The sequence below is a fragment of the Streptomyces sp. NPDC002044 genome (genome assembly GCF_040296725.1).
In the GTDB taxonomy this organism is placed as follows: Bacteria; Actinomycetota; Actinomycetes; order Streptomycetales; family Streptomycetaceae; genus Streptomyces; species Streptomyces antarcticus.
In genome coordinates, this window is record NZ_JBEOXU010000018.1 from 16,008 (window position 1) to 40,053 (window position 24,046).

At 70.1% G+C, this 24,046-nt stretch carries 17 protein-coding genes, 1 tRNA gene and 3 pseudogenes; 5 read left to right on the top strand and 16 right to left on the bottom strand.

What is annotated here, in order from left to right; genetic code table 11:
* Window positions 1-42 precede the first annotated feature (42 nt).
* The 3 genes and pseudogenes from ABT106_RS07330 to ABT106_RS07340 all read right to left on the bottom strand — a co-directional run.
* Window positions 43-1,716 carry an SWIM zinc finger family protein gene (locus ABT106_RS07330; protein ID WP_351273602.1) on the bottom strand — a complete coding sequence of 558 codons (1,674 nt, stop codon included), beginning with the start codon at window positions 1,714-1,716 and terminating at the stop codon, window positions 43-45.
* 125 nt (window positions 1,717-1,841) lie between these two features.
* Window positions 1,842-3,226: pseudogene (locus ABT106_RS07335) on the bottom strand (TIGR02679 family protein).
* Window positions 3,121-5,793 (bottom strand): annotated as a pseudogene (locus ABT106_RS07340) (TIGR02680 family protein); the annotation flags it as partial. The pseudogenes ABT106_RS07340 and ABT106_RS07335, both read right to left, overlap by 106 nt.
* Before the next feature lie 2,204 nt (window positions 5,794-7,997).
* Here ABT106_RS07340 and ABT106_RS07345 point away from each other — a divergent pair.
* A complete protein-coding gene (locus tag ABT106_RS07345; RefSeq protein WP_351273604.1) occupies window positions 7,998-8,882 on the top strand; it encodes a phosphotransferase in 885 nt (294 codons plus the stop codon).
* 31 nt (window positions 8,883-8,913) lie between these two features.
* Here the strand turns inward: ABT106_RS07345 and ABT106_RS07350 are convergent, their stop codons facing one another.
* From ABT106_RS07350 to ABT106_RS07375, 6 genes are read right to left on the bottom strand one after another with little or no spacing between them, the layout of a single operon-like run.
* Complete coding sequence (locus ABT106_RS07350) at window positions 8,914-9,198, bottom strand: PTS glucose/sucrose transporter subunit IIB (protein WP_351273607.1); 285 nt, start codon at window positions 9,196-9,198, stop codon at window positions 8,914-8,916.
* Window positions 9,195-9,593 carry a hypothetical protein gene (locus ABT106_RS07355; RefSeq protein ID WP_351273610.1) on the bottom strand — a complete coding sequence of 133 codons (399 nt, stop codon included), beginning with the start codon at window positions 9,591-9,593 and terminating at the stop codon, window positions 9,195-9,197. The genes ABT106_RS07350 and ABT106_RS07355 overlap by 4 nt, the downstream gene beginning before the upstream one ends.
* The gene (locus tag ABT106_RS07360) at window positions 9,590-10,207 is read right to left on the bottom strand and encodes a hypothetical protein (protein ID WP_351273612.1); all 618 of its coding nucleotides are present in this window, start codon (window positions 10,205-10,207) and stop codon (window positions 9,590-9,592) included. Before ABT106_RS07360 ends, ABT106_RS07355 begins: the two co-directional genes overlap by 4 nt.
* A 14-nt stretch (window positions 10,208-10,221) precedes the next feature.
* Window positions 10,222-12,321, bottom strand: coding sequence for a phosphotransferase (locus ABT106_RS07365; RefSeq protein ID WP_351273614.1), 2,100 nt, complete (start codon window positions 12,319-12,321; stop codon window positions 10,222-10,224).
* A gap of 22 nt (window positions 12,322-12,343) precedes the next feature.
* Window positions 12,344-13,969, bottom strand: coding sequence for a carbamoyltransferase family protein (locus tag ABT106_RS07370; protein ID WP_351273617.1), 1,626 nt, complete (start codon window positions 13,967-13,969; stop codon window positions 12,344-12,346).
* The gene (locus tag ABT106_RS07375; RefSeq protein WP_351273619.1) at window positions 13,962-14,894 is read right to left on the bottom strand and encodes a glycosyltransferase; all 933 of its coding nucleotides are present in this window, start codon (window positions 14,892-14,894) and stop codon (window positions 13,962-13,964) included. The genes ABT106_RS07370 and ABT106_RS07375 overlap by 8 nt, the downstream gene beginning before the upstream one ends.
* 520 nt (window positions 14,895-15,414) lie before the next feature.
* Between ABT106_RS07375 and ABT106_RS07380 the strand changes: the two are divergent.
* A pseudogene (locus ABT106_RS07380) lies at window positions 15,415-15,597 on the top strand (phytanoyl-CoA dioxygenase); the annotation flags it as partial.
* A 101-nt stretch (window positions 15,598-15,698) separates the two neighbouring features.
* Here ABT106_RS07380 and ABT106_RS07385 read toward each other — a convergent pair.
* The 3 genes from ABT106_RS07385 to ABT106_RS07395 are packed head-to-tail and all read right to left on the bottom strand — an operon-like array spanning window position 15,699 to window position 17,030.
* Entirely contained in the window at window positions 15,699-16,115 is a 417-nt protein-coding gene (locus ABT106_RS07385) for a helix-turn-helix domain-containing protein (RefSeq protein WP_351273622.1), read from the bottom strand.
* A gap of 13 nt (window positions 16,116-16,128) precedes the next feature.
* Window positions 16,129-16,698 (bottom strand): class I tRNA ligase family protein, encoded by a 570-nt coding sequence (locus ABT106_RS07390; RefSeq protein WP_351273624.1) that lies wholly within the window; start codon window positions 16,696-16,698, stop codon window positions 16,129-16,131.
* Between the two features lie 20 nt (window positions 16,699-16,718).
* Entirely contained in the window at window positions 16,719-17,030 is a 312-nt protein-coding gene (locus ABT106_RS07395; RefSeq protein WP_351273627.1) for a hypothetical protein, read from the bottom strand.
* Window positions 17,031-17,057: 27 nt separating this feature from the next.
* Here ABT106_RS07395 and ABT106_RS07400 point away from each other — a divergent pair.
* A tRNA-Arg gene (locus tag ABT106_RS07400) sits at window positions 17,058-17,118 on the top strand.
* Between the two features lie 514 nt (window positions 17,119-17,632).
* Here ABT106_RS07400 and ABT106_RS07405 read toward each other — a convergent pair.
* Entirely contained in the window at window positions 17,633-18,964 is a 1,332-nt protein-coding gene (locus ABT106_RS07405; RefSeq protein ID WP_351273629.1) for a class I SAM-dependent RNA methyltransferase, read from the bottom strand.
* 145 nt (window positions 18,965-19,109) lie between these two features.
* Complete coding sequence (locus tag ABT106_RS07410; RefSeq protein WP_351273632.1) at window positions 19,110-21,179, bottom strand: APC family permease; 2,070 nt, start codon at window positions 21,177-21,179, stop codon at window positions 19,110-19,112.
* Window positions 21,180-21,400: 221 nt separating this feature from the next.
* Between ABT106_RS07410 and ABT106_RS07415 the strand changes: the two genes are divergently transcribed.
* Window positions 21,401-22,069, top strand: a complete 669-nt coding sequence (locus ABT106_RS07415) for a potassium channel family protein (RefSeq protein WP_267723707.1) — start codon at window positions 21,401-21,403, stop codon at window positions 22,067-22,069.
* Window positions 22,066-22,731, top strand: coding sequence for a potassium channel family protein (locus tag ABT106_RS07420; protein ID WP_351273635.1), 666 nt, complete (start codon window positions 22,066-22,068; stop codon window positions 22,729-22,731). The genes ABT106_RS07415 and ABT106_RS07420 overlap by 4 nt, the downstream gene beginning before the upstream one ends.
* A gap of 119 nt (window positions 22,732-22,850) precedes the next feature.
* Here the strand turns inward: ABT106_RS07420 and ABT106_RS07425 are convergent, their stop codons facing one another.
* Window positions 22,851-23,606, bottom strand: a complete 756-nt coding sequence (locus ABT106_RS07425) for a DUF3159 domain-containing protein (RefSeq protein ID WP_351273637.1) — start codon at window positions 23,604-23,606, stop codon at window positions 22,851-22,853.
* A gap of 3 nt (window positions 23,607-23,609) precedes the next feature.
* Window positions 23,610-24,029, bottom strand: a complete 420-nt coding sequence (locus ABT106_RS07430) for an OB-fold nucleic acid binding domain-containing protein (protein ID WP_351273639.1) — start codon at window positions 24,027-24,029, stop codon at window positions 23,610-23,612.
* Window positions 24,030-24,046: the final 17 nt, after the last annotated feature.

Here is a 24,046-nt window from a genome sequence, read left to right on the forward strand (position 1 = left end):
CAGCGCATGCGAGGGGCGGTCTGGGCGAGGCCGGTCCCCGGCTCACAGGCCGTGCTCGCCGAGGAGCCGCATCAGGTTGCGCTTGCGCTTGTGGGCGGCGCGCAGGGCGGCGACGTACGTCGTGAACTCATCCTGCGTGTTCAGGCGTTGATGGCAGGCGCGCATGCCCAGAAGCAGACTGGTCACCTGCTCGTAGACGGCGTTGCCCGTCTCCTGCAACAGGGGTCCGATCAGGCGCAGGTAGACGCCCAGCGCGTCCGCGGGACGGCTGACGCGCGACCGGTCGGCGAGGGTGAGCCACTGCCGGTCGTGGGCACCCGTCTCGGTGGCGGCCTGCCAGGCGGCGTCGACGTCCCCGTCGTCGAGCAGGGCGTCGAGCAGGACCGGGCCGCCGTACCGATGCGGCGGGCGCTGTTCGGCGTCGGCGCGCAGCAGGGCGAGGGCGGTGGCGCGCTCGGCGTCCCAGCGGTCGGCGGCTCGCGCCACCGTGCGCAGTTGCTGGTACGCGGCCAGGGTGCGGCGGGCGGCGAAGTGGTCCCGGCGCACGGCGACGGCTCGCGGCAGCCGGCCGGCGCGCGAGTGGCGCTCGCACAGGTAGTCGATCAAATCGGTGGCGACGAGGGCAGGATCCTCGGCCTCCTCGACACCGCGTTCCGCCCAGCGCAGGGCCTCGTCCGGGCGGCCCGCGGTGTCCAGCTCGCGGGCGATGAACAGATGGGTGCCGCCGTCCGGATCGAGGTCGGCCGCGTGGACGGCGACCACGGCGTCCACGTCGCCGCCCGCCTTGGCCAGGCGCTCCATCAGGTACTTCTCCGCCCAGCCCGTGCGATTGCGGCGCCAGGCCTCGGCCGCCAGCCGCCGTACGCCGGCCATCCCCTGTGCGCCGAGGATTTCCTCGTAGTCGAGGGGGTCGATGCCGGTGAGATCGTCCACGTCGCCGAGCAGGTGCTCGACCAGCCAGGGCGCCAGCTCCTCGGGGTCGGGCGGCGTCGCACGGCACGCGTCCAGATGGGCCTCGGCCAGCTCGGCGCCGACCTCGCCGAGGCGCCCGTCGGAGTCGTCGATGCTCTCCTGTACGGCGTGCAGGAGACTCATCGCCTCCCGCGCGAGGGAGAGCGCGTCGGCGGCCCGGCCGGCGGAGGTCAGCGCGGTGATCGCGGACACGGCCTGCGCTGCCTGGTCGCCGTAGGCGCGGGCGTCGGCATATTCGACGTATCCGTACTGGGTGAAGGGGCCGATGTCCAGGAGCTCGCGGACCCGGGCCCGGACCTCGTCGAGATCCCCGCGGGCACTGGCGGCGCGCAACTCCAGGCGGCGGCGCAACTGCGGGTCCTCGCCGAGCTGTTCCCTGACGAGCGCGAGCAGCTCCTCCTTGGACAGCGCCGCAAGCCACGCGTCCAGGCGCCGGGTGCGGGACCGGGCCCGGGTGCGCTGCTCCGGCAGACTCTCCGCGCGGGAGAGCGTGGTCAGGCCGACGCCGACCAGGTGCTTGCAGAAGTTGCCCTCCAGGCCGTACGGGCAGTCGCACTCTCCCGCGGGCGCGTCGCCTCCGTCGAGGGAGAGCTCCACCGCGTAGGGGTGTGTCCCGTGCACGGTGGCGGTGATCCAGCCGTCACCGACCTCGGTGACGGTGACGGCGTCCAGATACTCCTGGGCCCTCTCGAACGAGCGCCGGCCGGCGATCGCGCGCAGGTCCGTCTCGGTGAAACCGGTCATCTTCCCCTCCTCTTCACTGCCTTCGGCTTCTCTGGGCAGCTCGCGGTCCCCGATGCGCTCGGAGCCGCCATGTCCGCCGACGGGCTGACACCGCCGGGCCTTCGGCGCCGACATTCGGGTCGTCGTCACGCGAGGTCGGTCAGCAGCGCGTCGAGGACCGTCTCCTCCTCGACACGGACACCCAGTTCCGAGAGAGCCCGCGCCAGGGCCGGGTCCCAGGGAGCCTCGGCCGGCCGGCCCGCGAGTGGCAGGCCCTGCGGACCCGCAAGCGCCACCGCGGCGCGGTAGTCGGCCACCGCGTAGCGCCACGGCTGCCAGGGGACGCGGCCCAGCAGTGCGGAAGCGATGCGGAGCCCGCCCCAGTGGAAGTCTCCGTGGTAGAGGAGTGCCGCTCCGCCCTCGTGCAGATGGCGCAGGAGGGCGAGCGCCGCGGCGGACGGCTGGCCCTGAAGGCAGACCAGCGGCGCGGAGCGCGGGCCGTGCCGATCGGCTGCCGCGGCGAGCACCGCCGGGTTCTCGCAGATGTGGATGGTCGCGTCGGACACCTTGGGAGAGTGGCGCATTAGCTGCCGCAGCGTCAGGACGGAGGGCTCACCCGCCCCTGCCATCCAGTCGAGGGCGGGGGTGCCCCGCAGGTTCAGGGTGAGGACGGTCGAGGACAGTTCGTCGCGCAGCAGGCCCGCCGATGCCCAGCCCTCCCGGCGCCACTCGGCGCCGGTGCCATCGGGGAATCCGGTCAGCGCGCGGATACCGGCCAGGGTGACGGTGGCCCCGGAGTGCCCTCGTCCAGGGCGTGGGCGCTGCCGAGGACCCTGGCCGCGAAGGCGGGAAGCGAGACGGGAGGGTCCGCGGGGAGGGCGCGGAGGGCGGTGGCGGCCTGGCCGAGCAGGGCCTGAGCGGCGGCGGGGTGGCCGGCGAGGCGTCGTACCAGGCCGTCGCCGCGGATCCGGGCGGCCCATGCCGCGAGGGCCGGGACCTCCCGCGCGAGGGCTTCGAGCGGGGCCTACGCGGCCTGCCACGCTCGGTCCTCGGCCTGACGGGCGGGGCCGAGCAGGGCGACCGGCCCGGTGAGGACGGCCACGGCGGCGGCGAATCCGTCGGGACTGACGCCCGAGCGGCGCAGGATCCCGTCCACCTCGTCGAGCCGGACGGTCAGGGTGCGCCCGCTGCCGGGAGAACGGCCCAGCAGCCGTTCGGCCGCCACCCGTTGGGCCGCGGTGGGCGCGCCGAGGGAGACCGGGCCGGTGAGGGACTGCTCGCGCTCCAGGCGTCGGCGTGCCCGGTCGACCAGCCAGCGGAGTTCGGGGGCGCCCAGCAGACGGCGCAGCCGGTCGGTGCCGACCGGGGCAGCGCCGACCGGGGCGGTGCCGACCGGGGCAGCGCCGACCGGGGCAGCGCCGGATGTCACGTCCACAGAGGCTCCACTCCCACCGCTTCCTCCTGCGGGGCCGACTCCGCATTCCGCGACCGCACCGGGTCCTCTCGGCGCAGCCGCCGCGTGCCGTCCCATTCCCAGCGGGTGACGAGTACCGCCGCCACCTCGTCGATCCGCGACAGCTGGGCGATGGCGACGCCGGGCACCTGCGGATAGCAGGCCCACTCCCGCTCGCTCGTCATCACCACGTCCAGATCGAACGCGTGCAGCAGGCCCAGGCACTTGGCCCGCGAGTCGTCGTCCACTCCGGCGAATGCCTCGTCGAGGGTGACCAGACGGGGCGCGAACGGGCTGCCGGCGCTCGCGTAGTGCGAGGACGCGGCGGCGAACAACGGCACGGACACCGCGAGGACCCGTTCGCCTCCCGAGGCCGGGCCGGTGGCCGGGACCCAGCGGCCGTGCTGGTGCCGCTCGACCCCGAACTCGTGCCAGGCCCGGTAGTCGAGCGCGGCGGTGAGGTGTTCGAGCCAGCTGCCGGAGGTGTCGTCGCTCTGCTGCCGGGCGGTCTGTGTCTGGAGGAACTCGCCCACCGCCGCCCGGTCCTCCGGGGTCCAGGCGTCGGCGGACTGGCGCAGCCGCTCGCGCGCCGGGGCGAGTCCGGAGGGGGCCTTGCGGGAGGCCCGCCAGACCAGCCGCAGCTTCATCCCGGTCGAGGTGGGCCGGTCCTCCAGTTCGCCGTTCATGTCCCGCACCTGTCGTTCGGCGGCCCCGATGAGTTCCTGGAGGGTGCCCGCGACCTCGGTGATCAGATGGGTTTCGAGGATCTCCCGTTCATGGGCGGAGAGGATTCGGGTGAGTTCGCCGACTTCGGCGGTGAGTGCGTCCGCGAGTTCGGGTACGGCGCGCTCACGGCCCTGGTAGACGATGTCGACGACCATGCCGTCCTCCACCATCCGGGCGGAGGCGGTGTGCCCGTGCCGGGACAGGGTGTCCTGAAGGGTTTTGAGCTCCTCGCTCAGCCGTCGCTGTACGCGTTCCCAGGCGCTGTCCGAGTCGTCGGTCGACGCCAGCCCGGACTCGATGGCGCGGGCGAAGGTGATCGCCGGGGTGGCCGCCCAGGGGGTGTCGCCCGCGGCCGGCATCGGAAGGTCGGGCAGTGCGACCGTGATCAAGCCCGTAGTGGTGAACCGCTGGAGCCCCGAGATGGCTTCCGCGCGTGTCTCCGCCGCTTCCGCGAGGTTCTTCTCCAGCCGCTCGATATGGCCTTCGGCCTTGCTCGCCTGCCGGTCGGCCTCGCCATGGCGCTGCCGGGTGATCCTCTGGTCCGCCTCGCAGGTGCGCAGGGCTTCGGCCGTCTCGGTGAGCCGTCGTTCGAGTTCGGCGACGGCCGCGCCGACGGTGGAGCGCAGGGTGGCGTGGCGCTCGTCTGCCGCCGCCGCCTCGCGCCCGGCGTCATCGGCGCGCCGGGTGAGTTCGGCGGTTCGCTCCTCGGCCTGCGCGGCCTCGACGCGTTCCTCCTGCGCCTGGCGGGCCGACTCGCCGCGTTCACGCAGGGTCGGCCACAGGGAAGCCAAGGCCACGGCGAGGGAACCCAGGGCCTGGCGCACCTCGGCAAGGCCGGCCCGGTCGGCGGGCAGGCGGAGTTCGGCCGTGGTCTCCGCGAGTTCGGTGGCGGCCGCTTCGGCGCGCCCGGCCGCCTCCAGGAGGTCGGCCACCCGCTCCTCGCGCCTCGAACGAGTGCGACGCACCGCCTCGACGGCAGCGGTCACCTGGGCGTGCGCCCGGGTGAGGGGGCTCTCATCGGGTACGCCGGCCAGCTCGGCGTCGAGGATACGGCGCTGCGCGGCCACCTCTTCGGACCTTGCCGCGACCGTACGCGACTCCACCCGGAGCACATCGAGTTCGGCGCGCAGGGTGGCGATGCGAGCCCGCCGCGCCACCTCCCGCGCTCCCTCGCCGACATACTCTGCGGCGGGCTTGGCCCAGCGGCCGGTCAGCGTGCCGACGCGGAAACGCCCGTCCGGCCCCGCCCAGGTGCCCGCTCCGCCGTCCCCTCCCGCGCCGATGGCGGCGAGCAGCCGCGCCACCGCGTTCTCGCCCACCGCCGCGGCCTGCGCATCGCCGCTGTCGACGGCCGGGCGCAGCAGCCTCGCGAGCGAGGGCCCGGCCACCGGCCCGGTCGTCGGGGCGAGGAGTACGTCGTGCCCGTCCGCGGCGAGGGCGCAGCCATCGGGAAGCACCCACGCGTCGAGCAGTCCGGAGGCTTCCAACGCCGCCTCCAGTCCGGCTCGCTCCTGTTCCGGGAGGCCGTCGTGGAAGTCCACCAGCCGCCACAGCGGTGCGCCGGGAAGTCGCTCGCGCAGGCCGGGCGTGCGGCTGAGCGGGGGCTGGGGACTTCGTCGACCGCCAGCCTCCAGCGTGGTGATCTCCTCGCGGACCCGAACGATGTGTACGGCCAGCTCCGTCGTCCGGCGCGCCGCACCGGCCGCCTCGTCGGCCAGTCGCGCCGAGGCCGCGCTGTGGGCTCGTGCCGCGTGCACGCGGGCCGGGTAGGGCCCGTCGAGGTGCCGCGTCCACTCCTGGAGTTCGTCGAGCAGGCCGGCCGGGTCGGGGTACGCCAGCCGGGTGCAGGCACGCGCATGTTCCCGTACCTCGTCCAGCAGCGCCTGCCCCGCCCGTGCGGCCGCTTCCTCCGCCTGGTCCTGGACCGCGGTCGTCTGGTCGAGGTCGGTGTCCGCCTCGTCGAGGCGGACGGATGCCTGCCGCTGCCCCGGGCCGCCCGCTCTGCCGTCTCCGCGAGATCCTCCGCGTGGGCGAGCGCGCGGTGCCCACGGTCCATCGACTGCTCCACCGCGCGCCTCAGTTCAGGCTCCGGCAGCCCGTCGTCCCCCGGCAGGTCGATCCGTGCGGCAGCGGCCGCCTCCTCCACGGTGCGGAAGGTGTCCTCGGCCAGCCGGTCGGCGGTACGCAGCCGGTTTTCGGCCTCACCGAGCCGCCCGAGCGCCCGGGTATGCAGGCCCGCCGCCTGGTTCCGGTCGTCCCTGGCCGCACCGAATCCACCGCCAAGCAGCCGGTGAGGACGACATCAACTGTCCGGAGAAACCCCGGTTTCGGTAACCGGGGATCGTCTGCTAGGTATCGCTCTGTGCGACTGGGAGATACCCGCGCACCGCGTCAATCTCAGACAGAAGGCCAACAGGCATACCGCTACGGGCGGGAGTCACGTCGTCCGTTACGAGCATCAAGAACTCGTCGCCCATGAGTCGGTGGAGGTTGCGGACACGAGCGCGCCCGGAGGACCAACGCCCCGAGAGGATGGGGGCAGTGAAGCGGGCCGATCGGATTGCAGGATTCGACAGGTGGACCTCCTTGGGGCTGTGTTCTGTCACGGGACCGAGTAGCGCGGGCTGTGGACTCAAGGGCCGCCAGCCGTCTGCCGGTTGCCCCCACGGCCCACACCCCTTCGCTGACCTGGGCTTTTTCTAGGTCGTTGTACGTTGACATGATCTGCGAGGAGGTTCCAGTCCGTTGGGGCTCTTTCTCGTCTGCCATCAGCTGAAGGCGTCGGCTGGCACTCGCTCCCTGCTCAGCGCTGCCCGCTGGCCGTGACCGGGTTCCGTCCGCTCAATGGAGTTCGGCGCTTACTGCGACATGCTGACGACACCGAACGGTCAGCCCACTACGGGCGATGCCCGCCTGGCGGAGATCCTTGGCCGGTACCGCATCGACAGCATCGTCGACCGGTTCATCCGCCGAGCGGAACCCGAACTGTGCGGCTGTGCGAAGGGGCGAGAGAGTCCAGGTCGCCGGGCAAGGTCAGACTGTGCGCCTCGCCCGGCCCTGGCGTCGCTCAGCGCGAGCCGGGCTCTACGAGGCACCGCTCGCAAATGACGCCCCCAGAAGCCACACTCACACGATGTTCTGACGGCTCTTCTCAGGGCGTGTGCTTCCAACTGGATCTGCCCATTGAGCGCGCTCCAACGACAATTGCGGCAGTGATATCACCTCAGGGATAGGGAGTCCGGCCGCTTGTGGTCCATGGTGGTCCTCCGCACCTGCTGGGTTGCTGTCGGATTTGGGTACCTGAGGACGCGCCCGGTGAAGTCGGCGAGCGGTCCGTTCACTTATGGGAGATCGCGTCGACGCCCTAGCGCTCCCGCCCCGCGAGAGGTCTCAGCCATGCCCCGGTTGTCCGGAGATTCGCCCTATGCGTTCACTGTCCTGCCCTCGGTCGAGGCGGTGCCAGCGGCGCGAGACCGTGTTGTCAACCGTGCGCAGCGGCTTGGGCTGGCCTTGGATGGGGAACTGAGCAACGACTTGCGGTTGCTCACTGGGGAAGTGGTCGCGAACTCGGTCACGCACACGCGGGCCGCGTGCGTGGTGTCCGTGCAGTGGACCGGAGAGCCGCTGCGCGTGGAAGTCACCGACGTAGACCCCACCTTGGTACGTCCGTCCCAGGCCGAGGCGATGGACGAAAATGTGCGGGGTCTCTTCCTCTTGACGCATTGGCAACCGAGTGGGGCTCACAGCCTTGTACAGCGGGGAAGAAAACTTGGTTCGAACTGGCAATCCCCGCTTCCGTAGAGGAGACCGCAGCCGTGACCGCCTCACACTCTGATGCCGCTGCAGAGCATCCCACGCCAATAACCAGTGCACCTACACGAATCGAGCATCAAGCAGCCTGAGCTGCCCCCACCCAGGCCGGCCCCCACCCTTACGCACCGCTGTTGGCACACCTGTGGCGTAACGAGCGGACACATCTCGTGGCTGCATTGCGGTTTCCACCGGCGGGCGCGTCATCCCCTTCACGGAACGATCTCACCCACCATGCGCAAATGACACAGGAGAAGTACGGATGCGTGCTGGTTCAGAGCCTCGGCGGACATGGCAGGATCTCCCGCCCGCAGTGCTCGGTGAGATCAAGGGGCGCTGCGGCGCCTCGGTGTTGCGGGCCGAGTCACAGGAGGGCGGTTTTACTTCTGGTCTGGCTGCCCGGCTTCTTCTGGCAGACGGTCGGTGGGTCTTCGTTAAGGGCATGCCGACGGGGCATCCGCTGGCGGGAATGTACGAACAGGAGGCGGCCGTTGCGGCGGCCGTTCCGCTCGGCTTCTCCTCGCCGGCGCTGCTGTGGTCGGGTGGGGTCGAGGACTGGGTTCTGCTGCTGTTCGATGACATCGACGGGCGTCATCCCAGCCTGGCTCCGGGCTCTGCCGATCTGCCGGCTGTCCTGGACACAGTGGCGTCCATGGGGGAGGTGCTCTCGCCGTGTCCGTATGCCGGTGCGCGGCCGGTGGCCGAGGCGATGGCCCGGGTCTCCAACTGCTGGCGGATGCTGGCCGCCGAGCCGCCGAGCGATCTTGCGCCGTGGTGTGTGCGGCACCTGGCCAACATGGTCGAGTGGGAGACGCGGTGGATGTCCGCGGCGGAGGGCGACACTCTTCTACACGCTGATCTGCGGCCGGACAATATGGTCCGCGAGCACGCCGGTGGAGAGGTGTTCGTCGTCGATTGGGCGTTCGGGTATCGCGGGGCTGCGTGGTTCGACACGGCCTGGATCATCCCGTACCTGATCATGGATGGCCACACGCCGGCATCGGCGGAAGCAGCCCTGGCCGGGATTCCTGCATGGGAGTCAGCGCATCCCGATGCGGTCACGGCGCTGGCCGTATCGGTTGCCGGACATTGGGAGTTGGCGCGCCGCCGCCCGTCGCGGCCCGTCCTGCGGGCCTATCAGGACCGGGAGGCTGCGGCGGCGCTCGCATGGACTGCGTACCGGACCGGCTGGCGGTGACGACCCGCTGCGCCGCCCCGGCAGGTTGCGGTTACGAGTCGGCCAGGAGTTGGGCAAGGGCAGCGGCCAGTGGGGTGACGGCGGCCGGGCCGACGACGATCTGGAAGGTGTCCCGTTCCAGCACTCCCAGGACGGCCGGATGGGCTCGCAGTGCAGTGTCGTCGACCTGGGCGCGGTCGGTGAGGGTGAGCCGTAGCCGGGTGACGCAATGCGCCAAGGAGACGATGTTGCCTGTGCCGCCCAGCAGGTCGTGCAGGACGGCTGCGGTGCGCAGGTACTTGTCCACGGGCTTCTCCTGAGCGGATGCCGGGGTCATCGGGCGCCCCACAGGTAGCGTTCGACGTCGATGTCCGCGTAGCGGATCTCAGCCCGGTCGTCCCAGTATGCCTTGCCGACCTCGTGGGCGATCAGCGAGCGCAGGCGGAGGTGGGAGTCGAGCCAGGTCCCCGGCAGTCGCCAGTGCGACCATTCGCCAGGGTCGGCCTCTTCCAATTCGCGATGGAATCGGTCCAGGGTGTTCCGCCACTCGTGCAGGACCTCGGCCCGCATGGCCTGTGTGTCGCGTTTGTCGGCTTCGGCGAGGAAGGCCCGAATCTCTTCGGTTGTGGCTCGGAGGCCGTCCGCCGCCTCGGAGGTGGCCGTGTCGTCGGGAGGGGGTGCCAGAGCAGTCAGGAGGCGGCGGGTGGTCGCAGCTGTGGGCGCCTGTGTCATACCGCCTCCGAAGATGAGTCGATCAGTGCTTCTCCCGGCAGGAGCCGGCGGACGAGGTGGGACGGCAGCGCGTCGAGCAGGGTCGGCCAGCCGGAGGTGCCGGTGACGTCCAGCGCGGTGAAGGTAGTGGTGGGGAGCCAGACCGGCAGGTTGTCGAGGAAGTCGCGGTAGGCGGTGAGGAAGCCGTGGTCGAACCACAGGCTGTATCGCTGGTCGTCCGCGTATGCGGCCCGTCGGGATATCGAGGTGCCGGGGTCGGTCATCAGGACCAGGAGGATGAGGTCCGGTTGCGGGCGTAGGAGCTTGAGGTCGTGACACAGAGCCAGTGCGTGCTCGAAATCGCCGCTCGGGGCACGGTCTGTGGCGGCCAGCGCGTACCGGTACGCGAGGACCCCAATGTGGCACCGGTCGGAGGCGACGGTCAGATCCGGGCGGGTCCGCGCCAGGTGCCGAGCGGTTTCGAGGCGGTCGCGGGCCTTGACCAGAAGGATCCGGGCGGTCTCGGCATCCGAGGAGCTGTCCTCCGGGGGCTGAGCCTCGGGGAAGACCAGCAGGTGGTGCGGTAACGCGGTCCTGAGCCGAAGGAGCAGGGTGGTCTTGCCAGCGCCAGGCATGCCGTCCAGGACGATCACAGCTGGGGCGTCCCTTCGGCTTCCAGGGCGACGAGGACGCGGGGGGCGAGTGCGGTGATCTGGTCGGCGAGTGAGGTGTCGATCTCGACGGCCCACTGCAGGACCCAGCGGAAGTAGCGAGCGGTGTGCCACAACAGGTGCCGGGCGTCCAAGCCTGAAGTGCGGCCGAGGCGGGCGCCCTCATCCTCGTAGCAGGACAGGGCGAGAGCCGCCTCGCGGCCGTCGATCAGGCAGTTCTGGACGTACAGGTTGGTGAGGTCTTCGTACACGCACCCCACGCCGCAGCCTTCGAAATCGATCACGCCGGGCGGAAGGCCGGGGGTGAGCAGCAAGTTGCGGGCGGAGTAGTCACCGTGCACGAATCCCGATACGCACGATGCCTGTTGGACGGCTTCGATTTTGGCGAGGACAGCGGACAGGCGGGCCCGTACTGGGTGCGCGTCAACGTCGAGGGGCCGGATGTTCCGGCCGAAGGCCGGCAGCCCGGCGAGGGCATCGACGGGCAGATTGTGGAGACGGGCCGCGACTGCGCCGAGCGTCCGCGTCTCGTCCTGGTTGTGGATGTCGTCGGGAGCGGTGCCGTCCAGGCGGGTGGCGGCCACCCATGAAAGGGCGCCTTCGACATCGTCGTGGCCAACGACTTCGGGCACGCGCAGCCCCGGTACCTGCCCACAGAGACGGAGGCCGATGATCTCGCGGCGGGCCCGTTCGGTGGGCCGGTGTGTGTAGATCTTCAGGACAGCGGTCTTGGACAGGAAGACCATGGACCGGCCGCCGTAGCCAACGATCGCGGCATGGTCGAAGACCGTGTCGAGTGCGGATTCGGCGGCTTGGCGGGCGCAGTCGATCTCGCTCGCAAGCCGTGCCAGCACCGGGTGCTCGCGGCCGGTCGCCGGTGCAGGCGTGTCGCCCATGATGGGTTCCTCCAGTGTTCGCCATTCGTGCAGCCAGTATGGTGTCCGGCCTGCCAGTTCCCGGATGTCGCCCGCCCCGGTCGCCGGGGCTGTTGGTGTTACTGCGATCCCGCATGCGGATTGGTATGCGCGCAGCGCCAGCCCGGCCGCTGTTGCCCAGGAGAACTCGGTCTCGATCAGTTGGCGTCCGGCGGTGCCAAGCCGACGCCGGAGGGTTGCGTCGTCCAGTAGGCGGGCGACCAGACCGGGCATGTCGGCCATGGACGGGTCACTGGAGACCAACGCGAAGCTGCCCGGGTCCGGCAGACCCGCGAAGGCCTCGGCAGTGCCGACGACCGGCAGGCCGGCGGCCATGTACTGGAGCACTTTCAGTTTCATCCCGCCGCCGGAGTCCAGCGGGGCCAAGCCTACTTCCGCGGTCGACAGTGCGGACGGCAGATCTGGGACGGGGCCGTGCAGCCGCACGGTGCTGCCGGTGCCGAGGGCGCGCAAGGCTCGCGGGTACCGGCCGTACACGTCGACGGACCCGCCCCGCGGCGCCAGTGCGGGGGCGAGCCGGGTACGAAGGAAAGCGGCGGCGCGGGCGTTCGGCTCGTAGTAGAGGTTGCCAACGAACGCCGCCGAGCCCGCAGTCTCCCGCTCGCGAAGTGGGGCCGGGCCGGGCTCCACTCCACACGGCACCACGTGCACCGCCGCCGCGCGCAGAGCGGCCGCGAGGTCAGCGTCACGGCCGGTGAAGGCGATCACGGCATCGGCCGTAGCCACGGCGGCGGCTTGCAGTACGGCGGCCTGGCGGCACTCCCACTCACCGCTGCCGATCGTCCGGGCGACGGCGGCCTCGTCGTCGTGCATCTCGTACAACAGGGCGGCCCCGGCGGCGCATGCGAGGGCGCGTCCGTAGCGGACGGTCAGTTGGGTGTTGGACATCACCAGCACGTCGGGGGCGAGGTCCTTCACGTGCGCGGTGAGCGGGTCTGTGTCCTCGTACAGTGCCTCGTACGGCAAATAGCGCACCGGGAATGGCCAGTGGCTGGTCGGTCTGGAGCGGGGGTTGAGGTCGCACAGCAGCAGCGTGACCTCCGCCCCGGCTTTGGACAGGTGCCGGTTCAGGTGCAGGGTCCGAGCGGCGGCTCCAGTCAGGGGAAGGGAGCGTTGAAATCCGGCGGTGTCGAAGAGCACCACGACCCGAAGCCGCTGGCGGGGTTCAGGCACCGGTCTTCACCGCCACGAAGCCGCTGCTGAAAACGAGGGCATCCAGGTCGGTGTGGCAGAACGTGGCCACCGCGTGCGCCGGGGTTTCCACGATCGGCTCAGTGTCGTTGAAGGAAGTGTTCAGCACGACGGGCACGCCGGTAAGATCCCCGAGTCGGGCGATCAGCCGATGGAAGGCCGGATGGACGGTGCGGTCGACAGTCTGGACGCGAGCACTGCCGTCGACGTGGGTGACCGCGGCGAGTTGGTCCCGATGCGGTGCGCGGACCTGCGGGGCGAAGAGCATGTAGGGGCTGGCCCGGTCGATCTCGAACCACGTGCCAGCGTGCTCGGCCAGCACCGCAGGGGCGAACGGGCGGAAGAACTCGCGGTGCTTGACCCTGGTGTTGAGCACGTCCCGCGTCGCCTCCTGGCGGGGGTCGGCAAGAATGCTGCGGGACCCGAGGGCACGGGCGCCGAGTTCACTGCCGCCGTCGAACCAGCCGATCAGCTTGCCCTGCGCGATCAACTCGGCCGCCGCGAAGGCCGGATCGGACTCGCGCCGGTACGCGAAGGGCCGGTGCGGATGCCGCTCGGCCAGGCCGGAGAAAGGGTGCCGGCGCAGCGCGAGGTGGATTTCGTCGTCGGTGTAGATGCGACCGAAGGAGTCCCGTCCGGCGAGCGGCAGGCTCGGCACGCTCCCAGTGAGCCGGTGGATGCCGCAGAGGGCATTGCCGAGGGCCTGGCCACGGTCCGAGGCCGGCGGGGGCACGAACAGGTTGGCGCCGGTGCGGCGACGGATCGCCTCGTTGGCGACGCAGTTCATCGCGACCCCGCCGGAGAAGCACACGTTGGTCTGCCGGTGCTCGGCCATCAGATGGGTGACGACGCCGACGAGGGCGTCCTCGGTCTGTGCCTGGACCCAGGCGGCCAGGTCACGCGCCCGGGGCTCGCTCCAGGCGTAGGGCATGCCGAGATCGAGCCCGGACGCAGCGGCGAACTCCGCCAGCCCTCGGTCGTGGGTCCGTTCCAGGTGACCTTCTACGTGGGCGTCGATGACGTCGAAGAGCGGGAGGTCGATGGCCTTGGGGTCACCGTACGAGGCGAGGGCCATGGTCTTGCCGGACTCCTGCCCGTCGAACCCGAGCCAGTTCGTCACCGCCTCGTACGTCGCGCCGATTCCGCCGGCACGAGGCCTGCCTGCACGGTTCCCTCCCACCCGGGTCAGCCCCGTACGGTCGGCGAGGAAGTAGCTCTCGGTCTGGTGGTCGTTGCCCGATCCATCCGCGACCACGACCAGCGCCTCGTCGGCGCCGGACAGACAGAACGCACCGTAGGCGTGGGACATGTGGTGGTCGACGGACACGATCCGGCGAGGATCCACCCCGTACCGCTCAAGACCGCCCGTGAAGGCGTCTTCCAGACGGGGGCCGACGCACGAGAACACCACGATGCCGACGTCCGCGAGGGTGAGGTCGGCGGCATCCAGGCAATAGGCGAGGGCAGCTTGCCAACCGCCGCTGTACCGGGCGCGGTTCAACCGTTCCTCGGCGATCGCCACTACCCGGTCCCCGGCCACGATCGCGCACCCGCCGTCGTGCCCAAGGTTCAACCCCACCGCTATAGGCGTGTCACCCATGGAAGACCTCCTCCTTCGTCGCGGACTCCCCCGCGCTCGCGGTATGTGCGCTCAGCCCAGCCACCGCCAGCCGGAGTCGTTCCGCCCGCAGCCCCACGACCCTTGCGAGGTCGGCCACCGCGCTGCGGCGGCCTGTACGGCTACGCAGCCGTGCGGGGGCGAGCGCGTCGCGCAGCCGGTAGCTGTCGTAGATGTCCGCGCCAGGGTGAATGGCCAGCAGCCGAGCCACTGACACGCCGTGCCACAGAGCACGTCCCTGCACAGAGACGGTCGTCAGGTCGGCCGGATGGATCGCGCGGTGAACCACAGCGTCCGGCACGACGACCACCAGATGCCCGCCGCGCTGGGCACGGACGGTGAACTCCAGTTCCTCGCAGCTCAGATGCCGCCGACCGGTGACACCGAGCCGAGTGTCGAACTGCGGTAGCGGGCTCCGGCGGATCGCCAGATTGCAGCCGACTACCCAGTACGGGGCGGCGAGTTCCGTAGTGACCCGTGGCCACGTAGGCGGCACGAATAATTGAAGTACGTCGGCCGGCACATCGACCGAAGCCCCACCGGTGAAGCGTGGGGCGACCTTGCCGCCCGCGCAGTACGCCCCCGTCGCCCCCAGCGCGGCGACCATCCGCCGAGCCCAGTCCGATTCGGGACGGGCATCCGCATCGGTGATCAGCACGATCTCACCGCGCGCCTGGCGGATCCCGGCATTGCGCGCCCGCGACAGCCCCGGCCGCGTCTCGTGGACGACCCGGCATGGCATCGGCCCCAACCGGTACCGGCCTGGCGGCAGCACCGGCACCGGATGGTTGTCCACCATTACCAACTCAAGGTCCCCAGCCGGATAGTCCTGTGCCCGGACGGCCCTGACCAGGCCGCCCAGAGCGCCGGTATTGCCCCGCACCGCAACCACGATGCTCACCTGCATGCTCTTCCTCCGCTGTCGATGTGGCGCGCCGGGTCGGTGCGGTCGTCCCCTCGGGGGAAGTGCGGAGCCTGGGGCCGGGCACGGGGCCGCTCGCGTACGGGACGGACCACGGCCTGGCAGTGAACCTGGTCGCGGTAGACGACCTCGAAGGTCTGCTGCGGTAATGCACAGCTGAAGCTCAGCTCCTTCTGCCCCAACGGAGGGTGTCGGTGCAGTGGGTCTCGGCCAGCTCGGCGGCACGAACAACCGCATCAGGTCGGCCGACAGCTCATTTGGAGCGCACCCAGCGCCGACGCCTCATTGCTCTGCCGAAAACGATGTGTGCCATTCGCCCGGAGTAACTGACCCGCGGATGAGGTGTCGGCACCCGTTGGCGCGTTGGCCCGTCCATGAGGGTGCTCTGGAATCACCGGAAGGGCACATCTCAGCGGTGATATCACGCGGGTGATGCTCGACGGCGTGCTGCATGATCAGCGTTGTTCCGCATGGCCCTTGCCGTCATCTGCCAGGTCCTGGCCGGGGTGAGGCGGGCGACGTCTACATGTATCACCCGTTTCTGGTGCACGCTGCCCACCCTCATCGTGGGATGTCCCGGTTCATGGCACAGCCGCCGCTGTGCCCGGCTGAGCAGTATCGGCTCGAACGGCCGGATGGACGTTATTCGCCCGTGGAACTCGCCATCCGGCGCGGTTTGGGTAAGTGAATCTTCGGAACCGGACAGATGCCCGTTGAGTGCTACGACGTTGTGTTGGCTGCGAGGTTCCGGGCGGTGGTGCTGTCTTCGTAGGCGGCGAAGACAGCGAGTCAGCGCCGCGAGAGAGCCGTCGACGCTGAGCCACGAAGCTGGTGATGGATGCTAGGCCGCAGCATCGGTCCGGTGAGTTCTGGCGGAGCTTGCAGACCATCCAGCAGTTGAATGATCTTGTCGATGTTGGTCAGCTTGCGGGCTCCGGACTCGCGCATCGACAGGAAGGCTCGGCTCAAGCCGGTGATTGCGGCTATGTCGTCTTGGCGGATCCCGCCGTGCTGTCTGATCAACTGGCACATACGCCCGAATTCTCGGTTGTCCAAGGCTTGCCGGACATCGGGTAACTGCCAGACGCCCATCGGGACGCTGTGCGCGGTCCGTGCCTGGTGCCGGTTATCGCGACTGTCCCGCGCCACCAGGAGGCCAGTAGTCACCGGCGCATGATCGAAGCCCAGGTCGGGATCTTCCACCATGCGCCACACACCGTCAGAGACTGACCTGCACGGTCAACGTCCCATCTCCCACCTGCTGGTCCACGGCACCAATGCGGCCCGCAGCCCGCACGTCGGCGTGAACCAGAGCGAACCGGTCGAGTGCCGCGCGGGACCCGGAGATGACGGCCCTGGCCACATCTGTGCGCATGGACACCTGCGCCTCGGACTTGGCCTTTCGGACCGCCGCAATGACGTCCGCCGCGGTGGCCAACAGCTCACCGTCCACGCCGTCGGCCATCTGACGGAGCTCGTCCGCAGCCGGCCAGGCGGCGCGATGCACCGAGCCTTCTGCCCGCCACGACCATGCCTCCTCCGTCACGAATGGCAGGACCGGAGCAAACAGGCGCAGCAGCGTGTCGTGGGCGGTCATCAGCGCCGCGCGGGCCGACCCTGTGCCCGCCTCGTCATCGTGCTCGCCGTAGGCGCGTGTCTTCACCAGTTCCAGGTAGTCGTCGCAGAAGCGCCAGAAGAACTGCTCCGTACGCTCGAGGGCGCGCACATAGTTAAAGTCCTCGAACGCTGCGGTGGCCTCGTCAACCGTGGCCGCGAGTTCGGCGAGCATCGCCCGGTCCAACGGTTCCGTCACCTCACCGCATGCGTGATCGGGCGGGGCTCGCCCTCCATCTCTCCACTCGCCCGCAGCATCGCCACGACCCGCTCCCGGGCTGTGTGCGCGGTGGCGCCGGCCAGCTGTGCGTACGCGGTGCGTGCTCGCTCCGAGTCCAGGCCGACGGGAGGCTCGGCCGTGAACCGGCCGTCCCAGCCGATCACCGGGCGGGTCTCCAGTTGTAGCTCGCGCCACCATGTCACGTCGGTGATATCGCCGAAGGTGCACACCATGGCGATCCCTGAGCCCTTCTCGGGATCTGCCAGCTTGTGCGCGACGACGGGCACCTCGACGCCGAAGGCCGGGGTGCCAACGGTTGAGCCATGGAAACGACAGGTGCCTTCTAAGCGCTTGGCCGCAGGTTCAAGTCCTGCCCGGATGCCTGCGGCGGGTTAAAGCAGGTCGGGCCACGGATGCAGAATCATGCACCAGGCGCCTTCCAAGCACTCCGCCCAAGTTGCTCCCGTGAAGGGTCCGCCTCGCACCACTCCGATCAGTAAACAGCCCGCATTCTTGCTCGGAGAGGCTACCCACGACGGCAAGGAGACCCGCTGCTCACCCTCCCCCACGGGCCAGTGGACAGGGCCCTGAAGCTGCCGCAGCCCGTCTAAGGATGTAGTCCCAGTACGACCTACACCCGATCCGGCTCCGCGCTATCCGCAACCGTAGACATGAGGCAGGACCGGCCTGCGATCTCCCACTGCGGTGACCGAGAAGGGTGCTGCCAGCTCGCTCAGAGCCGGATTAGCAGCACACCTTTCGTACCTGACAACCAATCAGAACATGCGTCAAACGTGCGTCAAACATGCGCCGCGTGCGTCAAACGTGCGTCAAGATATCGCCCGTAACGCCCACAGCGCACATAACGCACACCACCCGAACCTGCAGGTCAGGCGCCCTTGGCCACCGGCTCCAGGATCGCGACGCACTCCACGTGGTGCGTCATCGGGAACAGGTCGAAGACCCGCAGCGTGCGCAGGCGGTAGCCGTTCTCCTTGAAGTAGCCCAGGTCGCGGGCCAGGGCCGCCGGGTCGCAGGCCACGTACGCGATGCGGCGGGCCGAGAGGCCCGCGATGTGGCGGACCGTCTGCTTGCCGGCGCCCGCGCGGGGCGGGTCCAGGACGACCAGGTCGCACTCCGTGATCCCGGTCTTCGGGAGGATCTGCTCGACCTTGCCCTGCTCGATGCGGACCCGGGGGAAGTCCTCCAGGTTGTGCCGGGCGTCCTCGACCGCGCGCTTCGTCGACTCGATGCCGAGCACGGCACCCGTCTCGCCGAGGCGCTCCGCCAGGGCTCCGGCGAAGACGCCGACGCCGCAGTACAGGTCGAGGGCCATCTCGCCCTTGCGCGGCATCAGGCCCTGCATGACGGCCTTGATCAGGGTGTCGGCGGCCTGGGGGTGGACCTGCCAGAAGCCGCCCATGCCCACGCGGTACGTACGGCCGTCCGCGCGCTCGCGCACGAAGGGGCGGCCGTGGACCCGGTGGACCCCGCCGTCCTTCTCCTCGACGCGCAGGACCGAGACGGGCTTGTCCAGCTCCACGAGCGGGAGGCGGCCGCCGGGGCGGGGGGTCAGGACGACCTGACGGTCCTGGGAGCCGGTCGCCGCGATCGCCTCGACCGTGGCCATCTGCGGCCAGTCCTGCTTCTCGATGCCCAGTTCGCTGACGCCGGGAGCGGCGATCAGGCAGTGGTCGATGAGCTCGATGTCGTGCGAGCGGTGCTTGCGCAGGCCCGCGTTGCCGTCCTCGTCGATCGCGAACTGCACCCGGGTGCGCCACTGCGGGACCTCGCCCGCCGGCAGCTTGTCGCCCTCGGCCGGCATGACGGTGCCGTCCCAGCCGGCCTGCTCCGGGGTGAGCCCGGCGAGGCGCAGCAGCTGCTCGGCGACGACCTCGCCCTTGAGCCGGCGCTGCGCTCCGGGCTTGGCGTGCTGCCAGTCGCAGCCGCCGCACTTGCCGGGGCCGGAGTACGGGCAGGGGGCCGGGGTGCGGTCCTTGGAGGGGTCCAGGACGGTGATCGCGTCGGCGCGCAGGAAACGCGAGTCGGCGTCGCCCTCGGTGACCTTGGCGACGACCTTCTCGCCGGGCAGGGTGTGGCGGACGAACAGGACCCGGCCCTCGGCGGTCCGGGCGATGCAGTGGCCGCCGTGCGCGACGGGACCGACCTCGACCTCGTACTCCTCCCCGACCAGTGACTGCTTCTCGTTCTGCTCGGTCATGGTGGGGAGACTCCAAAAATGAAAGGGAACGGCCGGACGACCGACCCACCAGTTTACGTGGATCTCGTCCGGCCGTTCGCCAACCGTCCCGCCCGGCCCGCACCCGGCCCCGCGCCGAGCCCGCCCCGGGCCGCGCCCCGCCCCGCTACTTCGCCGAAGGGTTCTTCGGCGGCGCCTTCGCCTTCGGCGGGCGCGGGGTGTCGACGGGCCCGCGCCGCACGGCGCCCGGGGCGTTCCAGTCCTGGCGCTTCTTGGCCCGCCGCTTGGCCAGCTCGGAGGACTCCAGCTGGTAGGGCACCGAGGTGACCATCACACCGGGCGTGAAGAGCAGCCGGCCCTTCAGTCGCAGCGCGCTCTGGTTGTGCAGCAGGTGCTCGTACCAGCGGCCGACGACGTACTCGGGGATGTAGACGCTGACGGCGTCGCGCGGGTTCTCGCTGCGCAGGCCCTTCACGTACTCGACGACCGGCCGGGTGATCTCCCGGTACGGGGAGTCGAGGATCTTGAGCGGGACGTTGATCCCGCGCCGGTCCCACTCGGTGCGCAGCGCCTTGGTCTCGACCGGGTCGACGCTGATGCTGAGCGCTTCCAGGGTGTCCGAGCGGGTCAGCTTGGCGAAGGCCAGGGCCCGCAGCGTGGGCTTGTGGACCTTGGAGACGAGGACGATGGAGTGGACCCGGGAGGGCCGCACGCTGTCGTCGCTCGGCCCCTCGGCGGCGGCGATCTCGGCGGAGACCCGGTCGTAGTGCTTACGGATCGCGCTCATGGTCCCGTAGAAGATGACCATGCCGAGCAGGGCGACCCAGGCGCCGTGGGTGAACTTCGTCGCCAGGACGACGACCAGGACCATGCCGGTGAAGAAGGCACCGAAGGTGTTGATGGCCCGCGAGCGGTGCATCCGGCGGCGGGCGGCCGGGTCGCGCTCCGACTTCAGGTGGCGGTTCCAGTGCCGGACCATGCCGATCTGGCTCAGTGTGAAGGAGACGAAGACGCCGACGATGTAGAGCTGGATCAGCTTGGTCGAGTCCGCGTCGTAGACCCACACGAGCAGCATGGCGGCGCCGGAGAGGAGCACGATGCCGTTGGAGAAGGCCAGCCGGTCGCCGCGGGTGTGCAACTGGCGCGGCAGGTAGCGGTCCTGGGCGAGGATCGAGCCGAGCAGCGGGAATCCGTTGTACGCGGTATTGGCGGCCAGGAAGAGGACCAGCGCGGTGGCGGCGGCGAGCACGAGGAACAGGAAGCTGCCGTCACCGAAGACCGCCTCGGCCACCTGGGAGATCACCGGGTGCTGGACGTAGTCGGAGCCGACCGCGACGCCGTTATCGATCAGGTCGGTGGCGGGGTTCTCGGCCATCTTGACGTCGGTGGCCATGGCCAGGCCGATGATGCCGCAGAACATGGTGACGGCCAGGCCGCCCATGAGGGCGAGGGTGGTGGCCGCGTTCTTGCTCTTGGGCTTGCGGAAGGCGGGGACGCCGTTACTGATGGCCTCGACGCCGGTCAGGGCCGCACAGCCGGAGGAGAAGGCCCGCAGCAGCAGGAAGAGCAGCGCGAAGCCGGCCAGTCCCTCGTGTTCGGGTTTGATCTCCAGATCCGCGGTGGGGGCCTTCATGGTCTCGTCGAGGACGATGCCCTGGTAGGCGCCCCAGGCGATCATGATGTAGACGGCGCCGACGAAGACGTACGTCGGGATGGCGAAGAGATTCCCGGACTCCTTCACCCCGCGCAGGTTCATGAGCGTGAGGAGCACAATCATGATCATCGCCGAGAGCACCTTGTGCTCGATAACGAAATCGACCGCCGAGCCGAGGTTCTCGACGCCGGAGGAGATCGACACGGCGACCGTCAGGACGTAGTCCACGAGCAGGGCGCTCGCCACGGTGAGACCGGCCCGGGGCCCGAGGTTGGTGTTCGCGACCTCGTAGTCGCCGCCGCCGCTCGGATAGGCGTGGACGTTCTGCCGGTAGGAGGCCACCACGGTGAACATCAGGACGACCACCGCGAGGGCGATCCAGGGGCTGAACTGGTACGCCGACACGCCCGCGATCGACAGGACCAGCAGCACCTCGCCCGGGGCGTACGCCACGGAGGAGAGCGGGTCGGAGGCGAAGACGGGTAGGGCGATCCGCTTGGGCAGGAGGGTTTCTCCGAGGCGGTCGCTGCGGAGCGCCCGGCCGATCAGGATCCGTTTGGGCACGTCGGTCAGTTTGGACACGGAGAGGATCGTAAGCGTTCGAAATCGGGCTGACGAACCCCCCACCCCCTCGTATCGCGATCCCTTCGCGATTCCTCCGCGACCACATCGCGGGAGACCCCGCCAAGAGGCCCCCCTCGTGACCGCCCGTGTGTAGCTTGGGCCATGGTCTGAGACCCTGTTATGCCAGAGCATGCAATGAGGCTGGGAACCAGCGAGCGCTGACAGCCGGAAGGACGGCCGTGCACATCGTCATCATGGGCTGCGGAAGAGTGGGCTCCGCCCTCGCGCAGACCCTGGAACAGCAGGGACACACGGTCGCGGTCGTCGACCAGGACCCCACCGCATTCCGCCGGCTGGGAGCCGGATTCGGCGGCCGCCGCGTCACCGGTGTCGGCTTCGACCAGGACACCCTGAGGGAGGCCGGGATCGAGGACGCGGGCGCTTTCGCGGCCGTCTCCAGCGGTGACAATTCCAACATCATCGCGGCCCGCGTGGCCCGGGAGATGTTCGGAGTCGAGAACGTCGCCGCCCGCATCTACGACCCCAAGCGCGCCGAGGTCTACCAGCGCCTCGGCATCCCCACCGTCGCGACCGTGCGGTGGACCGCCGACCAGATGCTCCGCCGGCTGCTGCCGTCGGGCGCCGAGCCGCTGTGGCGTGACCCCAGCGGCGGCGTACAGCTCGCGGAAGTGCACACCTCCACGGCCTGGATCGGCCACAAGGTGAGCAAGCTGCAGGAGGAGACCGGCGTGCGCGTCGCGTTCCTCACCCGCCTGGGCGAGGCCGTGCTGCCGACGTCCGCGACGGTGCTCCAGGAAGGCGACCTCGTCCACGTGATGATGCGCACGGACGAGATCGACAAGGTCGAGGCGGCCTTCGCCGAGGGGCCTGAGGAGGCACACGCATGAGGGTCGCGATCGCCGGGGCGGGCGCGGTGGGCCGGTCCATCGCGGCCGAACTGCTGGAGAACGGACACGAGGTGCTCCTCGTCGACAAGGCCCCGACCGCCATCTCGGTGGAGCGGGTCCCGCGGGCCGAGTGGCTGCTGGCCGACGCCTGTGAGATCACCTCGCTGGACGAGGCCGCGCTCCAGCGCTGCAACGTGGTCATCGCGGCGACCGGAGACGACAAGGTCAACCTCGTCGTCTCGCTGCTCGCCAAGACCGAGTACGGGGTCCCCCGCGTGGTGGCCCGCGTCAACAACCCGAAGAACGAGTGGCTCTTCAACGAGTCCTGGGGCGTCGACGTCGCCGTCTCCACGCCGCGCCTGATGTCGGCGCTCGTCGAGGAGGCCGTCAGCGTCGGCGACCTCGTACGGCTGCTCCGCTTCAGCCACGGCGACGCCAACCTCGTCGAGCTGACCCTGCCGCCCGACTCCTCGGTCGCGGGCACCCAGATCAGCGAGATCAGCTGGCCCGAGGACACCTCGCTGGTCACGATCATCCGGGGCAACCGGGTGCTCACCCCGCACGGGGAGGAGACCCTGGAGCCCGGCGACGAGCTGCTCTTCGTGGCCGCCCAGGCCCGTGAGGAACAGCTGGAGATCCTCCTCCAGGCCCGCCGCCCGTAGGACGCGTCCACAGGCCCGTCCGGTGGGTGACGACGAAGGGGGCGGGACGACCGACCGGTCGTCCCGCCCCCTTCGTGCTGCCTTCTGCGGGCTGCCTTCTGCCGGCTGCCCCACGGCTGTCAGAGGCCGGGCTCCTTGGCGGCTGCCTTCGCCGCCTTCGCGGCCTTCTCGGCCCGCTCCTCGGCCTCCCACTCCTCGATCACGTTGATCGGCGGCGGCGCCTTGGCCAGGAAGAGCCAGGTGAAGTACACCGCGAGCACCATCGGCGGCAGCTTCAGCGCGATCAGCACCCAGCCCAGCTGCGTCGCGTCGCCCCACCAGTACAGCGGGAAGAGGATCGCGTACTTGGCGAGGAAGATCAGGCCCCACGCCAGGCTGGCCTTGGTGTACGCCTTCTTGCGGCCCGGGTTGCGGGTGCGCCAGGACAGGTTCTCCTTGAAGACCGGCCCCAGCATCACGCCCAGCAGCGGGAAGCCGACCAGCGCCGAGATCGTGAACGCCGCGCCCAGGCCGACGCCGTAGATCATGCCCGGCAGGTAGAAGCCCTTGGCGCTGCCGGTGAAGAGGGCGAAGGCGACGCCCACGCCCACGCCGAAGACGCCGCTGAAGGCGTGCTTCACCGTGTCCTTGCGCAGCAGCCGCACGATCACCAGCAGGACCGCGACCGCGCCCGCCGCGATGGCGGACAGCTTCACGTCCTTGTTGATCGTGTAGATCATGACGAAGAGCAGCCCGGGGAGCATCGTCTCCACGGTGCCCCGGATGCCTCCGAAGGCGTCGAAGAGCGCCGCCTGCGTCACCGCCTTCTGGTCCTCGGAAGGGGTGGAGGCGGGGTCCGCGGGCTCTGGGGTGGTCGGTTTGCCGAATGACGTCACCGGTTACTGCTCCTGTCCGAGCGGTCGGAGTTCATACTTCGGGTTGAAGAGCACCCGGCGGCCATGGGACATGGAAATCCGTCCGGAGGCGATCATGCGCCGGCCCGGCTCGATTCCCACGATCGAGCGACGGCCGAGCCAGACCACGTCCAAGGCGGCCGAGCCGTCGAACAGCTCCGCCTCCAGGGCCGGGACGCCGGCCCGGGGCCTGAGGGTGACCGTACGCAGCGTTCCGGTCACCTTGACTATCTGGCGGTCGGAACAGTCGCAGATCCGCAGGCACCCCGCGGCCTCTGCGTCCTCCTGCAGCTCAGCCGAATGCAGGTCCTCCTGCGAGGTGGACAGCCGCTCTATCATCCGGCGGAACCGGCCCGCGGGCCTGACCGGCTTCGCGGACTTCTCGGGACGCGGTTCAGCACTCATACAGGAAGCGTACCGGC